The 23,707-nt window shown below is 57.4% G+C and carries 22 protein-coding genes; 6 read left to right on the plus strand and 16 right to left on the minus strand.

The features are described from left to right. Window positions 1-14: 14 nt before the first annotated feature. From AC2FFH_RS04030 to AC2FFH_RS04040, 3 genes are read right to left on the minus strand one after another with little or no spacing between them, the layout of a single operon-like run. Window positions 15-1,055, minus strand: coding sequence for a lipocalin-like domain-containing protein (locus AC2FFH_RS04030; RefSeq protein ID WP_496843792.1), 1,041 nt, complete (start codon window positions 1,053-1,055; stop codon window positions 15-17). Continuing rightward, entirely contained in the window at window positions 1,045-3,459 is a 2,415-nt protein-coding gene (locus AC2FFH_RS04035) for an FtsX-like permease family protein (protein WP_496843793.1), read from the minus strand. Before AC2FFH_RS04035 ends, AC2FFH_RS04030 begins: the two co-directional genes overlap by 11 nt. Further along, the gene (locus AC2FFH_RS04040) at window positions 3,456-4,103 is read right to left on the minus strand and encodes an ABC transporter ATP-binding protein (RefSeq protein ID WP_496764761.1); all 648 of its coding nucleotides are present in this window, start codon (window positions 4,101-4,103) and stop codon (window positions 3,456-3,458) included. The genes AC2FFH_RS04035 and AC2FFH_RS04040 overlap by 4 nt, the downstream gene beginning before the upstream one ends. 170 nt (window positions 4,104-4,273) lie before the next feature. On the opposite strand from AC2FFH_RS04040, the gene AC2FFH_RS04045 reads away from it, so the two are divergent. Next, complete coding sequence (locus AC2FFH_RS04045; protein WP_109311846.1) at window positions 4,274-4,708, plus strand: ion channel; 435 nt, start codon at window positions 4,274-4,276, stop codon at window positions 4,706-4,708. Here the strand turns inward: AC2FFH_RS04045 and cls are convergent. From cls to AC2FFH_RS04060, 3 genes are all read right to left on the minus strand, one after another. Then, window positions 4,705-6,117, minus strand: coding sequence for a cardiolipin synthase (cls, locus tag AC2FFH_RS04050; RefSeq protein WP_496764763.1), 1,413 nt, complete (start codon window positions 6,115-6,117; stop codon window positions 4,705-4,707). The two genes, AC2FFH_RS04045 and cls, sit on opposite strands and share 4 nt — an antisense overlap. A 24-nt stretch (window positions 6,118-6,141) precedes the next feature. Continuing rightward, entirely contained in the window at window positions 6,142-7,116 is a 975-nt protein-coding gene (locus AC2FFH_RS04055; RefSeq protein ID WP_496764765.1) for an HAD family hydrolase, read from the minus strand. 73 nt (window positions 7,117-7,189) lie between these two features. Then, window positions 7,190-8,800, minus strand: a complete 1,611-nt coding sequence (locus AC2FFH_RS04060) for an arylsulfatase (RefSeq protein WP_496764767.1) — start codon at window positions 8,798-8,800, stop codon at window positions 7,190-7,192. 221 nt (window positions 8,801-9,021) lie between these two features. Between AC2FFH_RS04060 and AC2FFH_RS04065 the strand changes: the two genes are divergently transcribed. Further along, window positions 9,022-9,675 carry a Crp/Fnr family transcriptional regulator gene (locus AC2FFH_RS04065; RefSeq protein WP_233493432.1) on the plus strand — a complete coding sequence of 218 codons (654 nt, stop codon included), beginning with the start codon at window positions 9,022-9,024 and terminating at the stop codon, window positions 9,673-9,675. 2 nt (window positions 9,676-9,677) lie between these two features. Here AC2FFH_RS04065 and AC2FFH_RS04070 read toward each other — a convergent pair whose 3' ends face one another. The 8 genes from AC2FFH_RS04070 to AC2FFH_RS04105 all read right to left on the minus strand — a co-directional run bounded on the left by AC2FFH_RS04070 (window position 9,678) and on the right by AC2FFH_RS04105 (window position 18,105). Continuing rightward, window positions 9,678-10,901, minus strand: coding sequence for a hypothetical protein (locus AC2FFH_RS04070; RefSeq protein WP_496843794.1), 1,224 nt, complete (start codon window positions 10,899-10,901; stop codon window positions 9,678-9,680). Continuing rightward, window positions 10,898-12,403 (minus strand): VWA domain-containing protein, encoded by a 1,506-nt coding sequence (locus tag AC2FFH_RS04075; RefSeq protein WP_496843795.1) that lies wholly within the window; start codon window positions 12,401-12,403, stop codon window positions 10,898-10,900. Before AC2FFH_RS04075 ends, AC2FFH_RS04070 begins: the two co-directional genes overlap by 4 nt. Then, on the minus strand, window positions 12,400-13,155 hold the full coding sequence (locus AC2FFH_RS04080; protein WP_496843796.1) for a VWA domain-containing protein: 756 nt from the start codon (window positions 13,153-13,155) through the stop codon (window positions 12,400-12,402). The genes AC2FFH_RS04075 and AC2FFH_RS04080 overlap by 4 nt, the downstream gene beginning before the upstream one ends. Before the next feature lie 227 nt (window positions 13,156-13,382). Further along, a complete protein-coding gene (locus AC2FFH_RS04085; RefSeq protein WP_496843797.1) occupies window positions 13,383-13,856 on the minus strand; it encodes a DUF4381 domain-containing protein in 474 nt (157 codons plus the stop codon). Continuing rightward, a complete protein-coding gene (locus AC2FFH_RS04090) occupies window positions 13,853-14,800 on the minus strand; it encodes a DUF58 domain-containing protein (RefSeq protein WP_496843798.1) in 948 nt (315 codons plus the stop codon). Before AC2FFH_RS04090 ends, AC2FFH_RS04085 begins: the two co-directional genes overlap by 4 nt. Window positions 14,801-14,817: 17 nt before the next feature. Then, a complete protein-coding gene (locus AC2FFH_RS04095) occupies window positions 14,818-15,795 on the minus strand; it encodes an AAA family ATPase (protein ID WP_496843799.1) in 978 nt (325 codons plus the stop codon). A 108-nt stretch (window positions 15,796-15,903) separates the two neighbouring features. Next, window positions 15,904-17,016 carry an acetoin utilization protein AcuC gene (locus AC2FFH_RS04100; RefSeq protein WP_496764789.1) on the minus strand — a complete coding sequence of 371 codons (1,113 nt, stop codon included), beginning with the start codon at window positions 17,014-17,016 and terminating at the stop codon, window positions 15,904-15,906. Between the two features lie 3 nt (window positions 17,017-17,019). After that, the gene (locus AC2FFH_RS04105) at window positions 17,020-18,105 is read right to left on the minus strand and encodes an AI-2E family transporter (RefSeq protein ID WP_496727108.1); all 1,086 of its coding nucleotides are present in this window, start codon (window positions 18,103-18,105) and stop codon (window positions 17,020-17,022) included. Window positions 18,106-18,283: 178 nt separating this feature from the next. On the opposite strand from AC2FFH_RS04105, the gene AC2FFH_RS04110 reads away from it, so the two are divergent. The 3 genes from AC2FFH_RS04110 to AC2FFH_RS04120 all read left to right on the plus strand — a co-directional run bounded on the left by AC2FFH_RS04110 (window position 18,284) and on the right by AC2FFH_RS04120 (window position 21,334). After that, entirely contained in the window at window positions 18,284-19,150 is an 867-nt protein-coding gene (locus AC2FFH_RS04110; protein ID WP_496764791.1) for a YihY/virulence factor BrkB family protein, read from the plus strand. Further along, the gene (locus AC2FFH_RS04115) at window positions 19,147-21,048 is read left to right on the plus strand and encodes a multiheme c-type cytochrome (RefSeq protein WP_496764793.1); all 1,902 of its coding nucleotides are present in this window, start codon (window positions 19,147-19,149) and stop codon (window positions 21,046-21,048) included. The genes AC2FFH_RS04110 and AC2FFH_RS04115 overlap by 4 nt, the downstream gene beginning before the upstream one ends. Before the next feature lie 97 nt (window positions 21,049-21,145). After that, window positions 21,146-21,334 carry a hypothetical protein gene (locus AC2FFH_RS04120; RefSeq protein WP_058277992.1) on the plus strand — a complete coding sequence of 63 codons (189 nt, stop codon included), beginning with the start codon at window positions 21,146-21,148 and terminating at the stop codon, window positions 21,332-21,334. Window position 21,335: 1 nt separating this feature from the next. Here AC2FFH_RS04120 and AC2FFH_RS04125 read toward each other — a convergent pair whose 3' ends face one another. Then, entirely contained in the window at window positions 21,336-22,052 is a 717-nt protein-coding gene (locus AC2FFH_RS04125) for an RlmE family RNA methyltransferase (RefSeq protein ID WP_058271698.1), read from the minus strand. Next, window positions 22,052-23,164, minus strand: a complete 1,113-nt coding sequence (locus tag AC2FFH_RS04130) for a Ppx/GppA phosphatase family protein (RefSeq protein ID WP_108858582.1) — start codon at window positions 23,162-23,164, stop codon at window positions 22,052-22,054. Before AC2FFH_RS04130 ends, AC2FFH_RS04125 begins: the two co-directional genes overlap by 1 nt. Before the next feature lie 241 nt (window positions 23,165-23,405). On the opposite strand from AC2FFH_RS04130, the gene AC2FFH_RS04135 reads away from it, so the two are divergent. Next, window positions 23,406-23,702: a virulence factor gene (locus AC2FFH_RS04135; RefSeq protein ID WP_496764798.1), complete on the plus strand. Its 297-nt coding sequence runs from the start codon at window positions 23,406-23,408 to the stop codon at window positions 23,700-23,702. Window positions 23,703-23,707 lie beyond the last annotated feature (5 nt).

Genomic DNA, 23,707 nt, shown 5'->3' on the forward strand with positions numbered 1-23,707 from the left:
GAAAACTGGGCGGATCAGTACCCTGTCATCTCAAGATATCCCCGTCCGGAATGGCTGCCGCTGATCTGGACGGGACCTTCCCAGTATTCAAACCGTGTGGCCATCCACGCGTCGGGTGTCAGCGCTGATACCTCGACGTCCAGATCCCGGTCAGGCAATGTGACGCGCCATCGTACAGGTACGTCGCGGCCAGCAACGGGCGCGGTCGTCAGCGGCTCAAACGCGACCGAACCATCGGGGATCGCGGTCGTCGTACCATCGGCGGCGATCCACGTGGCCGCGGTGAAATCACCTCGGTCGCCGCGCAACCGAAAAGCCATCATCTTGTCGCCATCGTCAAAGCTGAGCGAGAACCAGTCCCAGCCGCTTTGATCTGAGGCCAAAGGTTGTGATGACCATTCGCGGTCCAGCCACCCTTGTCCGGTGACGGCGACATCTCCACCCGGCAGGCGCAAGACGCCTTCGACTTCGTAAAACGGCTGGGAATAGTAATAGCTGGCTTGCCCGTCGCCGGATTTCACCGAAAACCCATTCAGGCCGTGAAAAACGAACGGCCCGTTGGCTTCGAGTTTTAGGTCATAGCCGAAATCCGCACCGTTCGCAGAAAGGCTGACCGCGTTTGGGTCTGACCCGCGCATGTGCCATTCGTCGATCCACGCCTCGAATGGCGCTGCCGTAACCCCTGCCTGACCGATGCCGCCGCGCGACAGACGCTCCGCGAAATAGTGTTTGTCGGGCGTGGTCACCGCAGCATGGCCCATCCATATCTGCGGGCTTTGCCACCCCTCGACCTCATGCGGTTTCAGTGCCGACCGAAACAGGGTCCACTGGATACCATAATCGCGCCCGTCTTCACCTTTCAGGTTTGCTGTCAGATACCACCACTCGATCCGGTAGTCCGGGTGGGGGCCATGATCCTGCGGAAATTGAAACGCATACCCCGGCTGCGGTACAGTGAACCCTTCGGCAGAACCGCCCAGGCCTGCGTATCCCTGCGCGCGGGCAATGTCCGGCACGGCCAGCAGCAAGACGATCAGCCAGATCCTAACGTTCATTGGCAAACACCTTCAGTAGATCCGCTGGCGGCAGGCGCAGCAAACGGGCGGCGGGCAGGGCCGCTGCGACGGTGGCCGCAAGAAGCGTGAGCCCCAACAGATAGACCCAGTCGACAGGGAACAGGTACATCGGCAGCCTCCAGCCGAATGCTTCGACATTGATTACGGCCAGCAACGCCCAGGCCAAAGCCAACCCCAGCGGCAGCGCAAGAAACGCTGTCAAAACAGCCAGCAACACACTGCGCAAAACTTCTAGCCTTGCCAGTTCCGAACGTGTCAGCCCGAGCGCCCAGACGGGCGCAATCTGCGGCAGGCGCTGCGTCCACAACGTCAGCAGGCTGGTCAGAATGGCGAACCCTGCAACCCCTAGCGTCAGGATGTTCAAGGCCGAGGTAACAACGAAGGTCTTTTCGAACACCTGCATGGATTGCGCCTTCATTGCAGCTTGCTGGACGACTGCTCGGCGGGGCAGGTCGAACTGCTCGCGCAAGGCCTGGGCCAGATCCGTGGCCCGATAAGGCGCGACACGAATGCCAAATCGGCGCGCCTCAGCGCCGGGCGCGATCTGATCAAGTTGGGCCATGGAAACGATGGCCTGACCGGTTGGGTTGCCATAGTCCGAATAGACACCTGCGATGGTCATCGTGTCGGCAGGTGTGATGGCCAAAGAGTCGCCAGGCCAAAGGTTTTCCCGGCGGGCAAGTTGTTCGTTGATCAGCACAGCGGTTCCGTCGTGGACCCGGTCCCAAACACGTTCCGAGGAACTGATCAGCGGCCATTTCTCACGATAAGTCTGATCGTCGATGATGCCATAGAGAAACAAGGGCCCCGACGAATGCGCCAGTTCAACGCTTCGGATCGGCAGGATGGCATCTACCTGCGGGTTCAGCCATTCCGCGATGTTCCGACCGTGCTGATCGGTGGTGGCCGTGACGTAGAGCTCGGATGTCATGCGCTGATCCAGCCAGCCAGTAAAGGTCAGCCGAAAGCTGGAAACCATTGTGCCCACACCGATATTCGCGGCAAGCGCCAGCAACAAGGCCATCAGCGCCAAAGATAGGCCCGGCAATTGAGCGCGCATGTCCGACCAGACCCATTGGGCGATCGGCCCTTTCGCTGAACGCTGAAACAGGATCAGGACGCGCGACAAGGCATAGGGCAATACCAACGCGGACCCGACCAGCATCCCGGCGACCATGACGAAACCGGCCACCAACCCTCCGAACAACAACAGGGTCAGAATGCCACCGACAATAGCGGCGACACCGGCAAGGGCGACGACCCAGCTGCCCGAAGCCGCGCTGCGCCAGGCCTGTAAGCCTGCGCCGCTTAGAATCGGCATTCGCGACAGGCGATACAAGGCGTGTCCGCTGGCCAGAAAAGTGCCACCCAAGGCCATCGCCAACCCGGACAGTGCCCATTGTGGTTGCAATGATATCTGGCCGCTGACAGGTGCGCCGTAAAGTCCACGCAAACTTGCAGCCACATCCGGCAACAGCGCGCCTGCGAGGAAAAAGCCAAGCACCAAACCGAGTACTCCGCCGACAATCGCCAGCACGGAAAGCTCAGCCATGATCAGCCAAACCAGCCGCCGCATCGAAACGCCCAAAGCGCGCACGGTCCGGATCATGCCGCGCCGTTGGGCAAAGGCCAGGCCCACGGTTCCGTGCACGATGAACAGTCCCACCGCAAAGGACAGCAGGCCAAAGGCGGACAGGTTCAGGTGAAAACTGTCGGTCAGTTGTGCGGTATCCAGTTGTTCCTGTGCCGGGACCCGCTCCAGTTCGGGGGCAATAGTCGACAGCGGTGGAATTGAACCGGGCTGATCCGGTAAAATGATCAGGTGCGAAATCTCTCCCGGCTTCTTCAGTAACGACTCGGCCACACCAATGTCGGTCAGGATCAGATCGGGCGGTAAGGCATCGCTGATCAGGATCGGAGGCAAACCGGTCTGGCCGGCCAATAGCGGCTCCAAAACCGGAGCCGTCAGCAATCGCCCCGGCGCAGTCAACATATCGGCAGGGTTGGGTGGCGTGCCGCTTTGTTCCATCTGTGTGACAGCGGGCAGGGCGGGATAGGCCACCATATCAACGCCAAGGACCCGTAAGGTCTGACCCTGAACGCGAAATGGGCCTTCCAGTACCGCTGCAACCTGCCAGCCCGCGCGCCTCAGCTCGACGTAACGCGACAGGGGGATCGGGCCGGAGGGGTTGTGCAATTCGTCAAACCGACCTAGCGCCAGTTGATCTGCGGCCCGGTCATAGCTGGCACGAGCCTCGGCATTGATGGCCTGCACCGCAGACCAAAGACCGGTTGCAAGGGCCAGGCCGATCAGCAGGGTCGCCAGTTGCAGCCGGTGTGCCCGCCAATGAGATGCCAGCGCCTGAATGACGGTCAGCGTCATGCGATAAGCCCGCCAGACAGATGCACACGCCGATCCAAACGGGCCGCAATCTCGTGCGAATGGGTGACCAAAAGCAGCGCGGCCCCGGTATCTGCGACAAGAGCCAACATCAGTTCAAGAACGGTGGCGCTGGCGGTTTCGTCCAGGTTTCCCGTAGGTTCATCCGCCAGCAGCAATTTGGGCCGTGCGGCCATGGCACGACCGATGGCAACGCGCTGTTGTTGCCCGCCCGACAGGTTCTCGGGATATCGATCAAGCAGATCGGAAAGGCCCAGCCGCTGGGCCAGATGGGCGCACCAATCGGGGTCGTGGCATCCGGCCAACCGGGCATGAAACGACAGGTTTTGACCTGCTGTCAAAGATGGGATCAAGTTAAATTGCTGAAACACCAACGACAAGGACGTACGGCGCAGGGCGGCACGGCCCGGATCATCCAGTTGCGACAGGGCTACCCCGTCCAGTGTGATTTCCCCGCTGTCCACAGTGTCCAATGCAGCAGCAAGGTTCAGCAAGGTGCTTTTACCGCTGCCGCTTTCGCCGGTCAGGGCTAGCGTTTGGCCGCGATCCAGCGACAACGACACGTCGCGCAGGACCGGCCGACCACCGGGATAGGATTTCTGAACCTTGTCGAATACTACAAGCATGTTCGCCCTCATTTTCACAAGGATTTGCAACAGTTTCGCCAACTGTCCAGCGCTGACACGTCATAGGTTCCTTTCGCCGCACTATGAACATGGGTGATCGGGTTGTCTCAGCCGAAAGTGCAGGTCATTGTGAGGCGATCCGTCGTCGGTACAATTCAGGATGCGAAAACATGACCTTGTCACAGCAGATCCTTTGGGGCAGCACGTTTCTCGGGCTTTGCTTTCTGGTCGAAATCTTTCTTCTGACAATGTGCACGCTAGCCATCAACAGGCTGATCGAGCGTTGGGAAGCCAGAGGTGCAATTTTGGCAACGGCCGGACCAATTGCAACCGCGCTGGCCTTTATCGTCGCGACCCACACCATTCAGGTCTGGATTTGGGCCATCGTCTGGGTGTTCGGCGATGTACTGCCCGACTGGAACACGGCGCTGTATTTCTCGCTGGTGTCGTTCACAACGCTTGGCTACGGCGACATCGTCTTGGGCGAAGACCTGCGGATTTTCGGTACATTTGCTGCAGTTACAGGCCTGTTGGCCTTTGGGTTGTCCACGGCCTATATGGTCGCCCTTATGACCCGGGTGTTCCAGGAAAGGTTCATGGCCTAAAGGATGGGCGAGAATAGTCGCGCCAGCGGAGCGCCGAGACGTATATGCACGGGTTGCTGTTCCAGATAGCGCGTCAGCTCATAGCTTTTGGCAAAATCGTCTTGCAGCATCGCATCGACTGCGGCGGTTGTCTGGGGATCAAAGAACAGGGCCATTGCCTCGAAATTTAACCGAAATGATCGATTGTCCAGATTGGTCGTGCCCACTGCGGCCAGTGAGTCATCCACAACGAAGACTTTTTGATGCATGAACCCGTGCGTGTAACGCAGGACTTGTGCACCACAGGCGCGAACTTCATCAAAATAGGCAAAAGCCGCCAGCCACGGCAGGCGGTGATCAATGGCGTCGGGCACAAGAATACGAACATCGACACCACGCAAAGCTGCGTGTTTCAGGGCGGTCATGATATCGATGTCGGGTACGAAATACGGCGATGCGATCCAGATCCGGTTCCGTGCCTCAGTGATGGCGGCGAAGAACATCATCGACCCGGTTTCGGTTTCATCGCCCGGGCCTGTTGCGACCAGCAATGCGTTGATATCCTGATCCGCCTCGGACCCGGCCCAATCCAACTGGTCGATCAGATCTTCTTCATGCGCCCAATGCCAGTCTTCGATGAAGATCAACTGCAATTGCCGGACTATGTGGCCGGTCAACCTGACATGGGTGTCGCGCCAATGTCCGAAATGCGGGTCTTCGCCCAGATACTCGACCCCGATGTTGTGACCGCCGATAAATCCCGTTTCGCCGTCGATAACCACGGTTTTGCGGTGGTTGCGGTAGTTCAATTGGAAACGGAATTTTGGTCCGCGTTGTTCTTTTGGATCCGAAACCGCGATACCGGCCTCGCGCATCTCTTCGATGTAGTCATTGGAAAGGGCGTAACTGCCTACGGCATCCATCATGAACCGGACGCTGACTCCGCGTTTGGCTGCTTCGATCAACTTGTCTTTCAGCTTCTGACCCAGCGCATCGGCCCGAACGATATAGAACTGGATCAGGACGTAAGTCTTGGCCGCATCAATCGCCTCAAAAATCGCATCGAAGGTGGCCTGGCCATCGACCAACAGCTCTGCCCCGTTGCCGCGCGACACGGGCATATGCGCCAGCGCCTCGAACGGTTTGGGGTTGATAAGCAATTTGTCGGCATCGGGTTTTGAGTAGTCGGCGAAAGTCTTGATCCCCTGAACCACGCGCTGACTTTCCTTGCGCGCGATACGGTAACCCCGAAATCTATGATGTCCCAAAAACAGGTAAAGCGGCACGCCAAACATCGGGGCCGAGATCAGGAAGACCACCCAACCGACCGCGCCCTGAGGTGTCCGCGCGGTTTGGGCCGCGCGGACAGAAAAGAAAACTGCTGTTGTATAAAGCGCAAAGACGAAGGCGGAAACAAGCAGTGTCCACATAGGGTTATCGGGCTCCGTGGTGGTTCAGTTCGCCCCAGTGTAGATGCGCGACCAGTCTTGCGCCATATCTACAATCACCCAACCCATGTCTGGCCCTTTGTCCAATCCATCGACCAGTTTGCCGATTGAGCTTTCCCGGTCATAGGCCCACTCTCGTTCTGCATCGGTATGGTGAATCAAAACACCCAACCGTGGCCCATCGCCTGCCGTGGTCCATTCCAACATGGCAAAATCGCCATCCGAATTTCCCCCGGCCAGAATCGGGCGTCTGCCGATCGTCCTCTCGATGTTGATCGGTTTGCCTTCTTTGTCGTCCACAAAAGCGATGCCATCGGCTTTGGTGATAACCGGTTCGCCTTCCGCGCTGTCATAAGTGGTGTCCATGTATGTACCCAGAATCTGTTCGGGCGGAATGCCATAAGCGTCTTCGGCGAAGACGCGCATAAAGTGTACTCCACCGCCGGAGACGATGTAGGTCTTGAACCCTTTGTCTCGCAGATACCGCAGCAACTCGACCATCGGCTGATAGGTCATCTGGTCAAAGGGCAGGTCGGTTTCCGGGTGGCGGGCGGTTTCCAGCCAGTCGGCTACGGAAGCTTGGAAATCATTCACTGAGACACCTGAGTGCGAGGCATTCAACACCTCGATCAAAGCATCATGACCACCTTCCGCGACCGTCTTCAGATCGCCTGTCGCTGCGGCCTGCAAAACGGGCGTAGTCAGGATCGAGGGGTCATCCTCAGCCATCTGAGCTAGCCGGTCCATCGCAAAGATTAGTTGAAAATACACAGGCTGTTCGGCCCAAAGCGTGCCGTCATTGTCGAAAACGGCGATCCTTTCAGCCGGCGTCACGTATTCCGGGCGCTGTGGGTCGGTCACGGCGGCGACAAACTCGATGATCCTGTCTTTGCTTTCGGTCTCGGTCCAACTGGGCAGAGGGTCCGCAAGCAGGGACAGAGGGACACAGGACAGCAGGGCGCTTAGAACAAAATGTCGCATGAATTTCTCGTTCAATTTCAAGATGAAAAGGGCCGCCTTTTAAGGGGCGGCCCGATTGGATTTTAGATACGACTTAGTTGTTTGTCGGTGTCGTCAGCTTGTCCATGACCTGATCCAGGTTGAAGCTTGCCGCTTTCTGGCGCGGCGGGAATTCCTGGAAGGTTGCCAGGAAGTTGCCCACGTATTCCTGTGCCGGAACCAGGAAATATGCCCGATCCAACAACCAGTCATAATATGTGTTGGAGGTGCGATAGGCGCGCTCATAAGGGTCACGACGCAGGTTCACGATCAGAGGAATACGCAGCTCGGTCCAGGGCTCGATCCATGCACGCAGGGTCGCCCATGCTTTCTGCTCAAGGAAGATCAGCTTCCAGTCGTCATAGCGCAGAGCCGTCAGGTCACCATCATCCGAGAAATAGAAAATCTCGGCGCGTGGGCTTTCGGTTGTTTCGCCGGTCAGCATGGGCAGGATGTTATATCCATCCAGATGCACCTTGTAGTCACGGCCCATGCCGGACGAGCTATAGCCAGTTTTCAGCTTTTCCTTGATGTCCGGGTCGCCAGCAACCGCCAGGTATGTCGGCAGCCAGTCCATGTGGTGCACGATCTCATTGGTGATCGAGCCCGCTTCGATCTGACCAGGCCAGCGAACCATTGACGGAACGCGCCAACCGCCTTCCCAGTTGGTGTTCTTTTCACCCCAGAACGGCGTCGCAGCAGCATCCGGCCATGTGTTCATGTGCGGACCATTGTCGGTCGAATAGTGCACGATGGTGTTGTCCGCGATGCCAAGCTCGTCCAGCAGGTCCAGCAATTGCCCGACATGCATGTCATGTTCGATCATGCCAGCTGTGTATTCGTCAGCAACGCCACCAAAGATCTCGTTGGCCTGTTGGCGCATTTCATCTTTGACGTGGGTACGGAAGTGCATACGCGTGCCGTTCCACCAGACATAGAAAGGCTGACCTTGCTCGTGTGCCCGCTTGATGAAGTCAATCGCGGCTGCGACGGTTTCATCGTCAACGGTCTCCATGCGCTTCTTGGTCAGCGGGCCGGTGTCTTCGATGGTTCCGTCCGCTTTGGATTTGATCACGCCGCGCGGGCCATAGGCTTCTCGGAACGTGCGTCCATCGGCCAGAACCGCATCGCCCGGATAGTCTTCATTCTCCGGTTCTTCTTCGGCATTCAGGTGGTAGAGATTTCCGAAAAACTCATCAAAACCGTGGTTTGTCGGTAAATGCTCATCTTTGTCGCCAAGGTGGTTTTTACCAAACTGACCGGTCACATAGCCGTGGTCCTTCAGCAAACCCGGAATGGTCGGGTCTTCGACCTGCATACCCAGATCAGCGCCCGGCAGGCCAACTTTCGACAGGCCCGTGCGGAAAACAGACTGGCCCATAATGTAAGATGAGCGACCGGCGGTGCAGGATTGTTCACCATAATAGTCGGTAAAGATCATGCCTTCTTTCGCGACACGGTCGATGTTCGGCGTCTGGTATCCCATCAGGCCCATCGTATAGGCCGAGATATTGGATTGTCCGATGTCGTCGCCCCAGATCACAAGAATATTGGGCTTTTGATCCTGGGCCCAGGCGGGCAGGGCCAGCGCAACCGCGACGGAAGCTACGGCGAATTTGCGCAATGTGCCGCGCCAACTATCTGCAATCAATAGGGGTGGTGACATGGTCTACTCCTGAATTGGCCGGATCTTAATGATCCGTTGATCTAAAAGTAATTGATGGCGGTGACTATCTTTTCCGCCAACAACGTATTGATTCCCGGTAGGAAAAATTCACATTACGTCGAGAATCGAATAGCCTTACCTTAGGCTATGACAATGCTCGGAAACCTATCATATGATGAGATTGATGAATACTAATGTTTGAAAACCCACGTGACCGACAGATGCTGCTTGCCTCAGGGTGGTTCGGGGCGCGAGGCGCAAGCTTTCAATCGGATTTACTTGCATGTGGGGTCGCAAAATCTTTCGATGAGGGTGAGGCGCTGTATAACTACGGAGATCCCGCCAACGGGGTCTTTGCGGTTCTAGAGGGTTCCGTTCAAATCACTGCACCTGCGGATGATGGACAGGACTTCGTTGTCCACAGACAGGGTGGCGGGTTCTGGATCGGTGATCTTGCGTTGTTAGCCGAGTCCAACCGACTGGTAAGTGTTGTTGCGACACAGAAAACGCGGGCATTGTTTTTTCCATCTCGGCGGCTGGACCGACTTGTTCGTGACAACCCCGAATATGTTCGTGATTTCTATGCTTTATCGCATGAGAACATGCAAACTGCGCTGCGTATCATGGCAAATCTGGCGGTGACCGGGGCGGAAAAACGGTTGGTTCTGCGCCTTTTACACCTGGATGAAGGGGCCTCAAAATCCGATGGGTGGATCGTCGTGTCACAGGATGAACTGGCCGAAATGGTGGCAGTGTCGTTGCCTACGCTACACCGTAAATTGCACAACTTGGTAGAGCTGGGATTGATCGAGCTTGGGTATGGCCGCGTACGGCTTAAGGATAGGCGCAAGCTGATCGCCGCCTGCCAGTGCTGACCTTACGGGTTAAGCGGCGGTAACGAGTTCCAAGCGCGGTGTTCCGCCTGTTTCATACCCTTGAGTTCGGACAATGCCGCAGCCCAATCCTTGGGGTTTGAGCCGGTGCGGGATGAGTATTTTGCGGCCCCGATCCTAGCCAGTTGTTCCTGCAGTCCAATTGCCTTTTCGGGCGCATCGCTGCGCAGTTTCCACAATTCCAAGGCGGAATAAGACATTGAGATATCATGCGCTTGCAAGGCTTTCCTCAATGCATCCAGCGCAAAGTCCGAAGATTTCTGATATCTGTCCCGCCGCGCTTTTTTCCATCTTTTGACACGCGGACCAAGGAACCGTACCAAGCCCCAAATAACCAGCGTCAACGCGGCCGCCAAGGCGAGCAACCTGAAAATCGTATCTGCATCCGGCGGTTGCCACTCCGGTGGCGCAAGCGTTAGTTCAACTGCACCGATATCAATGTTCTCAACCTGATTGGTATCCAGATTGTACCACCGGATCGTGACAGGCGGCAGTTGGGTCTGGCCACCTTGCTGCGCAAGGTAGACGATCTCATCAACGCGCTGCCCGGACAGAACGCCCCGGTCTTCGCTTTCGGTAAAACGCGGCTCTTTCGGATAAGCGCTCAGCAGCGGGTCCTGCATGTCGGGGATCAATTCAGGCACCAGAAGGGGCGTCGTGCCGGCAATTTTTGCGGTCAGGCGTCGGGTGATGGCACCCCCGTTTTCCATATCGGTTGATCCGTCGATCTGCTGGTCGACCGTGAACCCCGTGGCCAGGATCAGCGGGTCCAGATCGCGAGCGCCCTCTGGTACAACGGCGTTCAAGGCCATTTCGGGCAAGGGAACACTGACCGTCGTTGGAGCATTCGTTTCGGGATCGGCAAAGGTCACCACAACCTCTTGCTTGCCGAATTCAATCGGCCCAGCCTGAAGCGGATACAGACGGTAGCTGCGTTGAACACCGGACCAGGTCTCGCCATCCACAGTTTCGCTGATTGGGCCGGAAGCACGCTCAGGCAGGCGAACAAGCATGTTTTCTTGTTCGAGCGACGGAAAAACCGGCGGGGACGGCATGAAAGTGGGGACAAGTACTTTTATCCGTACGATGGCCGGTTGCCCGACAGTAACCGGATCGGTCGGTGCCTCGGCTGTGACCTGCGGTTGAACACCTGTCTGCGCGCCCAGTTGTAGCGGGAAAAACAGCATGAGGAATATGAGGTATCTCATTGCTGCTGCTCCTGATTTTCCAACAGGAAGCGATTTCGCAGAAAGTCCTGCATATCTGTGTCGATCGTGCTGATCCACTGATCGGCAGACATAGCCTGCGCACCTTCGGTCGGGGCCTGAATGGTCGTGTCCTCGCCGCGCCCGGCTTCATTGTCAAAGACTGTGTCATCGGCCCCGATGCCCGCTTCTTCGCCTGTGTCCGACTGCTCCCGGGTTGTTTCAACGAAGTCGAGGATAGCTTTGGAAACTTCCAGGTTGTGCTGCGCTTCGGACCAGTCTGGTCGACGCTCCAAAGCTGTTTCAAACGCTGCTATGGCCGGCCTGTACTCGCGGTTTCGAATGCGCGCCATTCCCTCGGAAAAGGCAGCCTCGGGTGTGTCCAGTTCGGCAAAGACTGCCGCGGCTTCGGGGTACTGACCTGCTTTCAGCTGTGCATACCCCCTGTGGTATGGGTCTCCAAACAGCTCTGCCGCCTGAACGTAGCGTTTCTGGTTCATCGCAATCTGTCCCTGTTGATCCGGGGTCAGGAACCAATCTCGCCAACCATCGGCTTTTGCGGGTCCTGATGGAGCCGCAAAAATCACTGCCAGCAACAACAAACGGATCACCCAACCGCGCCGGAACCAAAGCAACGACAAAAACGCGGCGGGCCAGGCCAACATCCACCCTCTCTCCTGCCAGTCCAATCGATCATCGTCGTCCAGCGCCGCAGTGTAAGCGGATTGAATTTGACGCTCTAAGCGATTGATATCACGTTCATCGTTAGAGAATGGAACAACCGTCGCGGTCCTCAGATCACTTAACTGAGCGATGTTTTGACCGTTCGGCAGCATTGTCAGAAAAAACACGGGCACGGTTGTGTTCTCAAAAGCAGAGAGTTGAGACGGGTCCAGATCGTCCAGAACAAACAGGACTGCGCCGGGTGTATCACTGTCGTTCAGGATCGTTTCGGCAAGGGTCAGTGCGTCTGCGGCTGCATCCCCTTGTTTTGGCATGACTGCTGGCGCGAGGCCCTCCAAAAGCGGGCGCAGGATGTTGGCGTCTTCGGTCAGGGGAGCAACGCTGTGTGGGGTTCCGGCGTAGGCAATCAACGCCGTCTGTGCTCCGACACGTGCATTGATAAGATCAGTCACTTTGAACTTGGCCCGATCCAGCCGGGATGGTGGCAGGTCCGGGTCCTTCATACTGTCCGTGACCTTCAGTGCTATTACCAGCGGTGCCGTGTCCGCGACCAAAGGGTTCGGGGCCCGTGACCATGTCGGTCCGGCCGCGGCTAAGGTGACAAAGATTGCTGCGATCATCGCGACGTCTATCGGGTACACACGCTTCTTGTTTTCTGCCCCCAGGGTCAGGGCGGCGGCAAGGTGCGGCGCGATGCCGGTTATGGATTGGGAGTGCGAATTGGGTTTGGGCCGCATCACCCACCAGAGTATCGCAATAGGGATGAGGAACAGCAGCCAAGAGGCTCGCAAGAAATGGAAATCCGCCAACGCGTCGCTCATGCTGCACCTCGGCGCCGCTGGATTACAAGTTGACCGGTCATAGTGACGAGCATTGTCAGCAATGCCAACGCAAGCGGGTAATGTGCAAGGCTTTCACGTGGTCTATAGCTTTGTGTTTCCACGACGCGGGGATTGAGTTCGTCAATGCGTGCGTATGTGTCAGCCAATGCCTCTTCGTCGTCTGCAAAAAAGTATTCGCCGCCCGTACGGTCTGCAATGTCCTTCAAGGCATCCAGATCCACCCGGTCCTCGCCCGAGGCGTCTGGATCACCAACGCCGATCGTGTAGATGACGACGCCTTTCTCGGCCGCGATTGCTGCGGCATTTACCGGCGTCATGCGGCTGGACGTATCCGCCCCGTCGCTTAAAACGATCATCAGGCGCTGGTCGACCTCGCTGGAGTCAAAGGTGCGTATGCCCAGACCAATTGCATCCCCCAACGCGGTATTGGGACCGGCCATGCCAACTTGAGTTTGATCCAGGAACCCATTCAAACTGTTCAGATCTTCGGTGAAAGGGGCTTGAACAAAGGCCCGAGTACCAAAGATGATCAAAGCCATCCGGTCGCCTTGGCGTTCGGCAATAAATTGACGCAGCACATCCTTAACCGCGGCCAGTCGTTGCTTTGGAGCGCCGTCCGTTGTTGTGAAGTCCCGCTGGTCCATTGATCCTGAAATGTCCAAGGCAAGCACCACGTCGCGCGCCGACTTTTCGATAACCAATGGTTCACCAAGTTTTTCGGGGCGGGCCATGGCTGCTACCAAGAGAAGCCAGATTAATGCGATTGTGGCGGACTGAAACCGTGCTCGGCGGGGAATGACGGATCCTGACTTGGGTTCAACTCCAGCGGCCTGTACGACATGGCGAAAGAATGGGATGCGGATCGAGCTGCTTTTTTCGCGATACGGTGGGGCAAGCCGATACACTAAAAATGGCAACGGGAGCAGGAGAAAAACCCAAGGCGCGGCAAAGGAGAACATCACGCTGTCCTTTCCCGCTTATGGGACTTGATCCAATTTCGCGCGAGGATTTCCAGATCAGGATCGGCTTTTACATCTCTGTATGGTGCTTCCAAAAGTTGGCGGCCAGCGCCATCAGTAAAGGTAACATTATCAGAGGTTTGGTTTAGGAAGTTTGTCCATTCTTCTCCATGCAATGCAGCGACTTTCCGACGTGGATATGCAGCCAGAGCCGTGCGGCGGAGTATCTCGGCTATCTTTGCGGCGTCATTGTCTGACGCGGCCAATTCGATCAACGCTTCACGCCGGTATGCATTCAACTGTCGGTGGCGAAGAAAGGCATAAACGCCAAGGATGATAAGCCCAGCAAGGATTAAGGCTAAAACGCCCCATCCCCAGGTCTGCGGCATCATGGATATGGGCTCGGGCACCGGGGCAGGTTCCAGCATGTCCAGCAGGTCGACCAGTGATTTGCCTTCGACATCGACGCTCATCTTCGGCCTCCGGAATGACCAAATAGCTTGAGCAACTGGTCGAGCGTTGGTTCCGCAGTGGTCAGAGGCACGACCGGAAACCCATAGCGGCGCGACCACGTCTGCAGTTGAGCAACGCGATCTTCCAGCGCTGTTCTTATTCGGTGCGACAAGTCGGGGTCCGAGCTGTCGAGCTCAATCTGACGGTCGCCATCGGACACCGTAAGCTGAAGGTTCGGGGCAAGTTCACGCGAACTGGGGTCAGAAATATTGAACAATATCAGATCATTCGAGGCGGAAAGTCTGCTAAGTAGTTTCTCTGACACCTCGTTCAGCCGATCGAAATCGGAAAAGACACACACCAAAGTATTGGTATGCGCGATCCGCGCGGCCTGTTTCAGTACATCATTCAACGCCACGGTTGGTTCATCCCGCAGCGTTGCACGTAGGTTTGAATTCAGCGCGCCCACCGACGACAGGAACCGCGTCAGTGCAGCGGGTCGGCGTTGGGGTCGGTGCTCGGCCACATCAGTATCGCCAAAGACGATCCCGCCGACCCGGTCGCCTTGCCCCAGCACCCGGTGCGCCGCGATCGCCGCGGCTTCGGCTGCGATGACCGATTTCATGTAGACTTGCGTGCCGAAAAACATCGAAACGCGCTGGTCCACAAGCAAAAGGGCGGGGCGGTCGCGTTCCTCGGTATAGACCCTAACATGGGGCTCTCCGGTGCGCGCGGTCACTTTCCAGTCGATCGTGCGGATGTCATCCCCGGGCAAGTAGTATCGCAGTTCCTCAAAGTTCAGGCCGCGCCCCCGCAGGCGCGAGGCATGGCGACCGTTAAGGATCGAACGGGCCGGTTGCCTGGGCAGCAGGCTAATCGCGCGGGATTTTGGGCCCAGCTTTAACAGGTGGTCCGCATCAACGTGTATGCGTGGGTCGTCGGGATATGCGGCGGTCTGGGACACGCGGCTTTCCTTTGGTTTCAGGGCAGCGCAACAAGCTGCAGGATTTCCGAAATCACATCATCCGCCGATTTGGCGCTTCCTTGTGCCTCGAAGCTCAGGGTGATGCGGTGGCGGAATACATCATGTGCGATGGCGCGAATATCGACGGGGTCGACATAGTCGCGTTGGTTCATCCAGGCATGCGCGCGACCGCATTTGTCCAATGCCAGCGAGGCGCGTGGGCTTGCTCCTATGTCGATCCAGCTGGCCAGCTCGTCACTGAGCGCGCCGGGCGTTCGCGTGGCCTGCACCAGATCGGCCATGTAGCGGTCCATTGCGTCGGATACGTGGATCTGGCCGATTTCGGCCCGTGCAGCAAAAACAGCGTCCTGAGGGATTGCTGGTGGTGTATCTTTGGATGCGCCCTTGCCCGCAGAAATCTCTTCCCCGCGAACCAAGCGGATCACCTCAACCTCATCCTCGACCGGAGGGTAAGTGATCTGAACGTGCATCAGGAACCGGTCCATCTGCGCTTCGGGCAAGGGATAGGTGCCTTCCTGTTCAATCGGGTTCTGGGTCGCCATCACAATAAACAGCGGTTCCATTTTATGCGTGGTTCCCGAGACGGTTACCTGCCGTTCCTCCATCGCTTCAAGCAACGCAGCCTGAACCTTGGCGGGCGCGCGGTTGATTTCGTCCGCGAGAACGATATTGGCGAAGATGGGGCCTGGCTCGAAACGGAATGTGCCACCGTCATCGGTCTGCTGAAACACCTCGGTCCCCGTAACGTCCGATGGCAGCAGATCTGGAGTGAACTGAATCCGGCTGAAACGTGCGTCCAGATTGCGGGCCATTGCCTTGACCGCGCGGGTCTTGGCCAAACCGGGAAGCCCTTCGATCAGCAAGTTTCCGTTGGCCAACATCCCGATCAGCAGGCGGTCGATCACGTCAGTCTGTCCGATAATGGATTGTCCCATTCGGGCTTTGAGATCATTTATCTGATTAAGTGCATTCATTTGGCGGGTCCAATCGACGTCAATTTTCCAAACTGACTTTGTTATTTTGTGCGGTAATTAGAAAATGTGTCGTAGCAGCGGTATGTTAGCAGCCTTTATTTCGCCGATCTACTGTGAAATCCGCGCGGTCAGTCGGTGCAAGTCCTCATTTAGTTCTGGCCGGATAGGACCGTTGTTTGGTGTGTCACGCAGGGTTTGAAGCCAATGGATCGGAGGGTTTCGACCGGCTGCCCGGCTCCAGTTCAGGGCTTTAAGGATGGCCTGTGCGTCCACGCCCAGCGCATTGGGGATATCAAAGTCATTCAATGTGGCCCAAACACCGGTCCACAAGCGGCCAACCGACCATGGGTTATACCCGCCGCCGCCCAGAACCAGAACCCGGGGCGCAATGCCCTTCAGCGCGGCAACGGCCTTCCAGTGAGAGTTGTTTGACAGCGCCAGTCGAGACAACGGATCCTCGGCAACCGCATCGGCACCACATTGAATGACAAGGGCCTGCGGTTTGAAGGCCGCGGTGGCAGGTAGGATAAGCTGGTCGAGAATGGCGTCAAATTCATCATCGTTGAGGTTTCTGGACACCGGAAGGTTGAACGCCGCGCCATCCGCGTCATCATCAAGCCTGCCGGTGAACGGCCAACGGCGGGCTTCATGAATGGAGATCATCCGAACCGTGTCTGAACCCTGAAAGGCGGCCTCGACCCCGTCGCAGTGATGGGCGTCGATATCGACGTAGACAATCCGGTCCAGGCCCATTCGCAACAGTGTCAGGATCGCCAGCACCGGGTCGTTCAGATAGCAAAAGCCATTGGCACGGTCGGGCAAGCCGTGGTGTGTTCCGCCGGCAGGATTAAATACGATGCCGCCGTCGCGGATCAGTTCGGCGCCCAGCATCGATCCTCCGGCCGCTGTAGCCGGTCGTCGATACATCTCGGGGAATATCGGGTTGGACAATGTGCCCAGCGCATAGGTCGTGCGCACGTCATCCGAGACGCATTGAGTTCTTTCCGCAGCCTGCAGCGCATCAATGTAGTCCGGCGTGTGAAAGCGGTACAACGCGTCGGGTTTTGCGCGTGGGCTGACCCTGTAATTTTTCGAATTGATCCAGCCCAGCGCGCGGCACAGGTCCATGACCGTGGAAACGCGCGGGATGGCCAGCGGGTGTTTAGATCCATAGGTCGAATGGCGATAGATTTCGGACCCTATGAAAATCGGGCTATGCACAGGTTATTGAGTCCGTGCAGGCACGTTGTCATCACCAAGGCGGCCATCAAGAGACATCAGAATAGCCACCGGTCTAAGCGCAGGAATATGGCTGAAGATGATCAGAATGCAGACAGTCAACGGAACACTCAGGAACGCACCGATAAGCCCCCAAACGGTTGTCCAGAACGTCAGCGCGAGGATCACCAGAAACGTAGACATGTTCAGCGACCGGCCCAGCAAGGCGGGGTCCACAAAATTGCCGATCAGAAACTGGATGGTGCCGCAGCCAAGCACGATGATCAGGAAAGGCCCGATCGTTTCATATTGAACCAGCGCAATCATGGCAGGAAAAATCACCGCGATGATCGAACCGATTGACGGGATGAAGTTCAGCGCAAATGTCAGCACGGCCCATGTCTCGGCGTATTCAAGTCCAAGCGCCTTGAAGACCGAGTAACTGATGCCCGCGGTGACCAGACTGATGAAGGTTTTTACCCCGACATAGCGCTGCAGGCTGAATGTGATCGCATCCAGAATTGTGGTGAATTCGGCCCCGGTTTCGGGATTGCCCGCAGCCAGTTGTATCTTTTTGCGAAAGGCCAGACGCTCGGCCATCAGGAAGGCCACGTACAGGCTGATCAGGAAAAACTGGTTCAGCAACGATGTTGCACTGCTGAGCAACACACGCGCGACATAGGACATATCGATACTGACCAGATTGTCACGGATAAACGTGGTGACGTCATTGCCAACCAGCCCCGTGACCCGGTTCACGGCGCCGTCGAATTGGGTTTCATACGTGCTGATGGATCGGGCGAACTGCGTCGCCTGGCTGCCGAGGATGTACATGATCACGAACAAACCAGCCAAAACAACTGTGACCGCGGCGATGTTGGCCAGCCAGACGGGCACCCGCGCCATCGAGATAACCCGGTCGCTCAGAGCGATAATCAAAACGTTGATCAACAAAGCCATGGTCAGCGGGATCAAAAAAGCCGAGCCGGCGTAAAGTCCCAGCACAATCAGCGTGGCAACAATTGTCGTATCGCGGACAACCGACAGCCTTAGCCGCGGGCCGCCCGTGTTCTGATCAGGTTCCAAAGTCATCGCTTAGCCCGCCTGTGATGCCGCGTGGCACGTTACAACGATTGGTGGTCGCTCTGGAAGATGATCCTGCACCGCTGGTCGAGATTCTGCAATGTGCCCAAACATTTGGGCCAGATAATTTACGTTCTGAAGGGATTTGCCATTTCAGAGCAAAGCCGAGGCGGGTTAGGCTGAGCGCATGAATGCACGTGTGATTCCTTTCGTTGGTAAACCGTTTCAAGCCCTGTGGCTGGCCGTAGGGCGGTTCAACAACAAAAACGGGTTCGTGATGAGCAGCCACGTCGCCATGTCTCTGATGATGGCCTTGTTTCCATTTGTGTTGTTCACTGTGGCTTTGGCGGGGTCGTTGTCTCAGGGTTATGTCACCGACGAACTGATCGAGCTTGTGTTTGGGGCGTGGCCCAAAGACGTCGCGGGGCCGATCGTGGCTGAATTGCGGGCCGTTCTGCAGGAATCCGGCTCGGGCGTTATAACGCTGGGTGGTCTTTTGGCGATCTTCTTCGCCTCGAACGGCGTGATGGCGGTGCGGGCGGCGATGAACCAGGCTTATCACGACAGCGACGTTTGGCCGTTCTGGAAAACCCGGTTGCTGTGCCTGGGGCTGGTGATTGTTGGTGGTGTTGCCATTCTAGGCATTGCAGCGGTCGAAGTCGTTTTGCCTGCATACACCCAATTGGTGAGCGAGAAGACTGATGTGAATGTCTCGGACTGGTTGTCGGTGGACAGGTTGCGCTGGACCTTCACGGTCGCGGTTCCGGCGGGCACTGTCCTGTTGGCGCATCTGATCCTGCCAACGCGGCGGCACAGGCTGATGCAAATACTGCCGGGTGTTGTTCTGACGTTGGCCTTGTGGGCGGCCGGCGGGTGGGGGTTCTCGATCTATATCGCGCAATTCGCCAGCTACAGCGCCACGTATGCGGGTTTGGCGGGCGTCATGGCGGCGCTGATCTTTTTGTACCTGTGCGCGGCAATTCTGATCCTTGGTGCCGAATACAACGGCGCTTTGATGGATCTGGAAGACAATCAGGATCGGGGTTCTCAGTGAAATTTCTGACGTTGTGCGTCGGGCTGTTTGTGCCTGTGGCCGCCTTTGGCCAGTCTCCGGCCTATGTCGGGTCGGATCAATGTGCCGAATGCCACAAGGACGAGGCGGCGGCATGGTCCAAATCCCACCACGCACTGTCCTGGACAGAGGTTGAAGACGGGGCTGTAGTTGCCGATTTTGACGGAACGCAATTCGACCATGACGGGATGTCGGTTGAATTCAACGACACCGAAGGCGCGTTGAGTGCGAAAGTCACGGAAAAGGACGGGGTGACCACCGAATACGGCGTACATTCCGTCGTCGGCATTGAACCGTTGCAGCAATACTTGTTCGAAACAGAACCCGGCCGGTTGCAGAGTTTCGATGTTGTTTGGGATACCGAGAACAAGCAGTGGTTTCACCTCTATCCCGATCAGGATTTACCCCCTGATGACGGGTTGCACTGGACCGGACCTTACAAGAACTGGAATGCGCGGTGTGCGGAATGTCACGCGACCGGTTTTGAGAAAAAGTACAACGCTGAAACCAGAACATACGACTCGGTTCAGGCCGAGATCGGGGTAGGGTGCGAAAGCTGCCATGGCCCGGGTTCTGCGCATATCGATTGGGTCGGGGGACAAAGTCTGCCGCAGGGTCTGGGCGATACCGGGTTCCTGATGGATTGGGGTAAAGGGCAGACCGAGGCTGAGATCCAGCAATGTGCCGGCTGTCATTCCCGCCGTGAGGCGCATGGAGACGGCAATCCGCTGCCCGGAACGCCTTATCATGACGCGTATAATCTGGCAGTCCTGCGTCCCGGGCTGTACCACCCGGACGGTCAGATTTTGGATGAAGTCTATGTTTATGGCTCGTTCCTGCAATCCAAGATGTATGACCGCGGCGTAGGTTGCATGGATTGTCACGAGCCGCATAGCGCAAGTCTGAGGGCAGATGGAAACGGGGTGTGTACGCAGTGTCACTCGCCTGCCGCGAATCCCAAGTTTCCAACTCTGGCTGCCAAAGAGTACGATGTGCCGGAACATCACAATCACCCAGCGAATAGCGAGGGTGCGCAGTGCAAGTCCTGCCATATGATCGAGCGTGTCTATATGGGTGTCGACGGTAGGCGCGATCACAGTTTCCGTGTTCCTCGTCCCGATTTGGGGCTTGGGCAGGACGCCTGCACCGATTGCCATTCGGATCAGGATCAGACATGGGCCGCCCAGCAGATCGAAGGCTGGTTCCCCGACAGCGCGCATCGAAAGCCGCATTTCGGGACGGCCTTTCAGGCGGCAGCGTTGGGTCGCGCGGATGGGCCGGAGGAACTTCTGGACATTGCGACCGACCGTGATCAACCCGGTATCGTGCGCGCCACGGCCACCTATCTGCTTCAACCTTTTGGGTCCGTTGATATAGCGGCCAGAACGGCTGGGCTTTTGGAGGACGAGGACGCTCTGGTTCGCGCAAACGCAGCGCCGTTGCAGCGTCAGGCCAGCTTGCCCGATCAAATCCAACGGCTTGAGCCGCTGCTGTCCGACCCGTTGCGAAACGTCCGCATTTCGGCGGCAAAAGAGTTTCTGAACATTCCGCCGCAGGCCCTGACTGCGGAACAACAGCAATTGTCGGGGCAGGGCATGTCCGAGTGGCAGTCGGCGATTTCCAACCGTCTGGATTTTCCTGAAACGCATCTCGTGCTTGGCGGTATGGCCCTGACGTTCCGCAATGCTCCAGCTGCCGAGCGGGCGTTTCAAGAGGTCGTTGCGCTGGACCCGCAACGCGCCGAAGCCTGGCCAATGCTGGTGCAACTGGCGCAGATCAATCGTGGGCCTCAGGCCGCACGCGATGTTCTGGAGCAGGGGTTAGGGATCATCCCAGAGGACCCGAACCTTTTGCAGTTGAAACAACAACTGGGCCGCTGAAACGGCACGGCTTGGCCCGGTTTCCGTCATTTTCCCGGCAAATTTCATAGTTACCGATCAAGCTGAGGCAAGAATTGCCCCAGCTTATAGGTGACACATGTTTCTCAAACCGGTCCACACGTCCAAGCTGAAAAAGCCACTGGCTTTGTCGCAACGGATCGAGGAATTGCGGGCCCGACCACCGGAATACATCAATCACGGCGAAGCGTTGTTGATACAAGGTATTGCCGCCGCTTCACTGCGCGAACAGGTGCTGACAGAGGATCGGATTTCGCTGGACGACTGATCTAGCCCCGGAACCCGGTTGCGACAACGAACTTCTCGGAACTGTCCGAACGCGACGCGGGTGGTTTCACATTCGCAACCTTGTCGAATTTCTGCTTCAGCAGCTTTTGCAGATCGCCTTCGGCGCCACCGGCCAGAACCTTGGCAACAAACGTGCCGCCTTCTTCCAGTACGTCAAAGGCGAAATAGGCCGCCGTTTCGCACAGAGCCATGATGCGCATGTGGTCGGTTTGCTTGTGCCCAGATGACGACGCGGCCATGTCCGACATCACCACGTCAGCCTTGCCGCCCAGCCACTCTTTGACCTTGTCGTCGGCATCGTCTTCCATGAAGTCCAGCACATGTGCCTCGGCACCTGCGACCGGTTCGACCTCTTGCAGGTCGACACCCAGAACTGTGCCTATCCGTTTGCCGGAACGTTCGCCCAGCGCATTCACTCGTTTGACCGCGACTTGCAACCATCCACCCGGCGCACAGCCAAGGTCGACGACACGTGCACCCGGCACGAGGAACCGGTACTTTTCGTCCAGCTCCAATATCTTAAACGCTGCGCGCCCACGGTACCCTTCGACCTGCGCACGTTTCACATAGGGGTCGTTCAGCTGCCGCTCGAGCCAACGGGTCGAGCTGAGCTTACGCCCGCGTGCAGTCTTTACCTTGACCTTCAGGTCACGCTGCCCGCGCCCCGAGTTGTTTTTGCCACTTGGTGTCTTCGCCATCAGAACGGTCCGTCTTCCAGTACGCCGTCCGCACTCATCTGCGCATAAAGCAGGCCTTCGCGCAGCCCCCGGTCTGCCACTGAAAGGCGATCGGTGGGCCAGCATCTTAACAGCGCCTGCAAAATGGCCGAGCCGGACATGATCAGCGCCTGCCGGTCATCCCCAATCCGGGGATCACGTCGGCGACCCTGAGGGCCGAGTTCTAGATACCCTCGTATGACTTTGTCAATCTGATCGCTGGTCATGCGCAAACCATCGACCTTGGTCCGGTCATAGCGCTTGAGTCCAAGGTGAGAAGCCGCAACGGTTGTAACCGTGCCACTGGTACCGACGATCTGGAACCCGAGGCGGGCTTGCTCGTCCTTGTAAGGTGCGAAATCGGCAAGGTTTTCTTCGAAAAACCAGCTCATCAGGGCAAAGCGAGCGGAGTCATCTTCGACGTCGTTGAACTGATCGCGCAGGGTTGCAACACCCAGGGGTACGCTGATCCAGTCGACGACTTTTGCCGCAGGGAAGGGGCTGTCAGTCGTGTGAAACCCATGGTGCAGCCGCATGATCGCGGCGGGGCGGTCCCGGCGCGGTACGGATGAGATGTCGATCCACACCAGTTCGGTTGATCCGCCACCAATATCCACGACCAGCAACTGCTCGGTCTTGGTGGATACCAGAGGTGCACAAGAGATCACGGCCAAGCGTGCCTCTTCCTCGGGCTGGATGATCTCAAGCGTCAGTCCGGTTTCGCGTTTGACCTGTCGGATAAATTCGCGTGAGTTTTTGGCACGCCTGCACGCCTCGGTCGCGACCAGACGCATGCGCCTGACCTTGTTGCGTTTCAGCTTTTGCTGACAGATGCGCAGCGCCTGAATGGTGCGCGCCATCGAAGACCGAGACAAACGTCCGGTCCGTTCCAAACCCGCGCCCAACTGCACGGATTTGGAAAAACTGTCTACCACATGAAACCCACTGCCCTTGGGCTGGGCTATCAACATGCGGCAACTATTTGTCCCCAAATCCAGCGCCGCATATAACGCATCTGGATCGGGTCTTGCCGGCGCGGGGCTTTCGACCGCCTTCGGGAACGCGCCCGCACCTTTGGGACGCTTGGGCGCCATATTAAACGCCCTCCGATTTTCGAGTTACCCCGACCATAGGTCGGGCGTGTGCGTCGTGCAAGACGCTCATTAAAGTGATGAGAATTTTGATATGCGCGTTTGGTTCAGTCTTCGTTACAACCCTGGTATCCCATCGCGGGCAAAAACGTCGCTGAAAATGCGCCTTGTGTCGAAAATCGACCGACTTGCCCCCACATAGACGTTTAGAACCGGTCCATCTGGTTAGGAGGAATCAAACGCAATGCCTGACGTCACCATTGTTTACTGGCGCGATATTCCCGCCCAAGTCATCGTCGGCAAAGGCCGTCGTGGCGCTAAGCGGCAATTAGAGGAACGGTTCGAACAAGCCATCGACCGCGCGGCCATGAAGGTGAACGCCAAGGACAGCGATGCCTATCTGGCCGAATGGCGCAAGGCGGCCCCCTTTGCAGTCGACGGCGACCCGTCCGAGATTGCCGAGGCCGAAGCCACGCGTTTGGAAACGGAATACGATCAGGACCGCATCAAAGCCCTGATCTCCAATGACGGTTGGGCTTGAGCCCG

It is taken from the genome of Ruegeria sp. YTSC003 (genome assembly GCF_059609785.1).

Excerpts from the sequence above, each read along its gene's own strand:
- cls (WP_496764763.1), bottom strand. The coding sequence starts at position 6,117 with ATGTGGACACTGCTTGTTTCCGCCTTCGTCTTTGCGCTTTATACAACA.
- AC2FFH_RS04030 (WP_496843792.1), bottom strand. The coding sequence starts at position 1,055 with ATGAACGTTAGGATCTGGCTGATCGTCTTGCTGCTGGCCGTGCCGGAC.
- AC2FFH_RS04060 (WP_496764767.1), bottom strand. The coding sequence starts at position 8,800 with ATGTCACCACCCCTATTGATTGCAGATAGTTGGCGCGGCACATTGCGC.
- AC2FFH_RS04125 (WP_058271698.1), bottom strand. The coding sequence starts at position 22,052 with ATGGCGAAGACACCAAGTGGCAAAAACAACTCGGGGCGCGGGCAGCGT.
- AC2FFH_RS04120 (WP_058277992.1), top strand. The coding sequence starts at position 21,146 with ATGTTTCTCAAACCGGTCCACACGTCCAAGCTGAAAAAGCCACTGGCT.
- AC2FFH_RS04105 (WP_496727108.1), bottom strand. The coding sequence starts at position 18,105 with ATGACTTTGGAACCTGATCAGAACACGGGCGGCCCGCGGCTAAGGCTG.
- AC2FFH_RS04135 (WP_496764798.1), top strand. The coding sequence starts at position 23,406 with ATGCCTGACGTCACCATTGTTTACTGGCGCGATATTCCCGCCCAAGTC.
- AC2FFH_RS04035 (WP_496843793.1), bottom strand. The coding sequence starts at position 3,459 with ATGACGCTGACCGTCATTCAGGCGCTGGCATCTCATTGGCGGGCACAC.
- AC2FFH_RS04065 (WP_233493432.1), top strand. The coding sequence starts at position 9,022 with ATGCTGCTTGCCTCAGGGTGGTTCGGGGCGCGAGGCGCAAGCTTTCAA.
- AC2FFH_RS04095 (WP_496843799.1), bottom strand. The coding sequence starts at position 15,795 with ATGAATGCACTTAATCAGATAAATGATCTCAAAGCCCGAATGGGACAA.
- AC2FFH_RS04070 (WP_496843794.1), bottom strand. The coding sequence starts at position 10,901 with ATGAGATACCTCATATTCCTCATGCTGTTTTTCCCGCTACAACTGGGC.
- AC2FFH_RS04080 (WP_496843796.1), bottom strand. The coding sequence starts at position 13,155 with ATGGCCCGCCCCGAAAAACTTGGTGAACCATTGGTTATCGAAAAGTCG.
- AC2FFH_RS04045 (WP_109311846.1), top strand. The coding sequence starts at position 4,274 with ATGACCTTGTCACAGCAGATCCTTTGGGGCAGCACGTTTCTCGGGCTT.
- AC2FFH_RS04110 (WP_496764791.1), top strand. The coding sequence starts at position 18,284 with ATGAATGCACGTGTGATTCCTTTCGTTGGTAAACCGTTTCAAGCCCTG.
- AC2FFH_RS04075 (WP_496843795.1), bottom strand. The coding sequence starts at position 12,403 with ATGAGCGACGCGTTGGCGGATTTCCATTTCTTGCGAGCCTCTTGGCTG.
- AC2FFH_RS04055 (WP_496764765.1), bottom strand. The coding sequence starts at position 7,116 with ATGCGACATTTTGTTCTAAGCGCCCTGCTGTCCTGTGTCCCTCTGTCC.
- AC2FFH_RS04040 (WP_496764761.1), bottom strand. The coding sequence starts at position 4,103 with ATGCTTGTAGTATTCGACAAGGTTCAGAAATCCTATCCCGGTGGTCGG.
- AC2FFH_RS04085 (WP_496843797.1), bottom strand. The coding sequence starts at position 13,856 with ATGAGCGTCGATGTCGAAGGCAAATCACTGGTCGACCTGCTGGACATG.
- AC2FFH_RS04130 (WP_108858582.1), bottom strand. The coding sequence starts at position 23,164 with ATGGCGCCCAAGCGTCCCAAAGGTGCGGGCGCGTTCCCGAAGGCGGTC.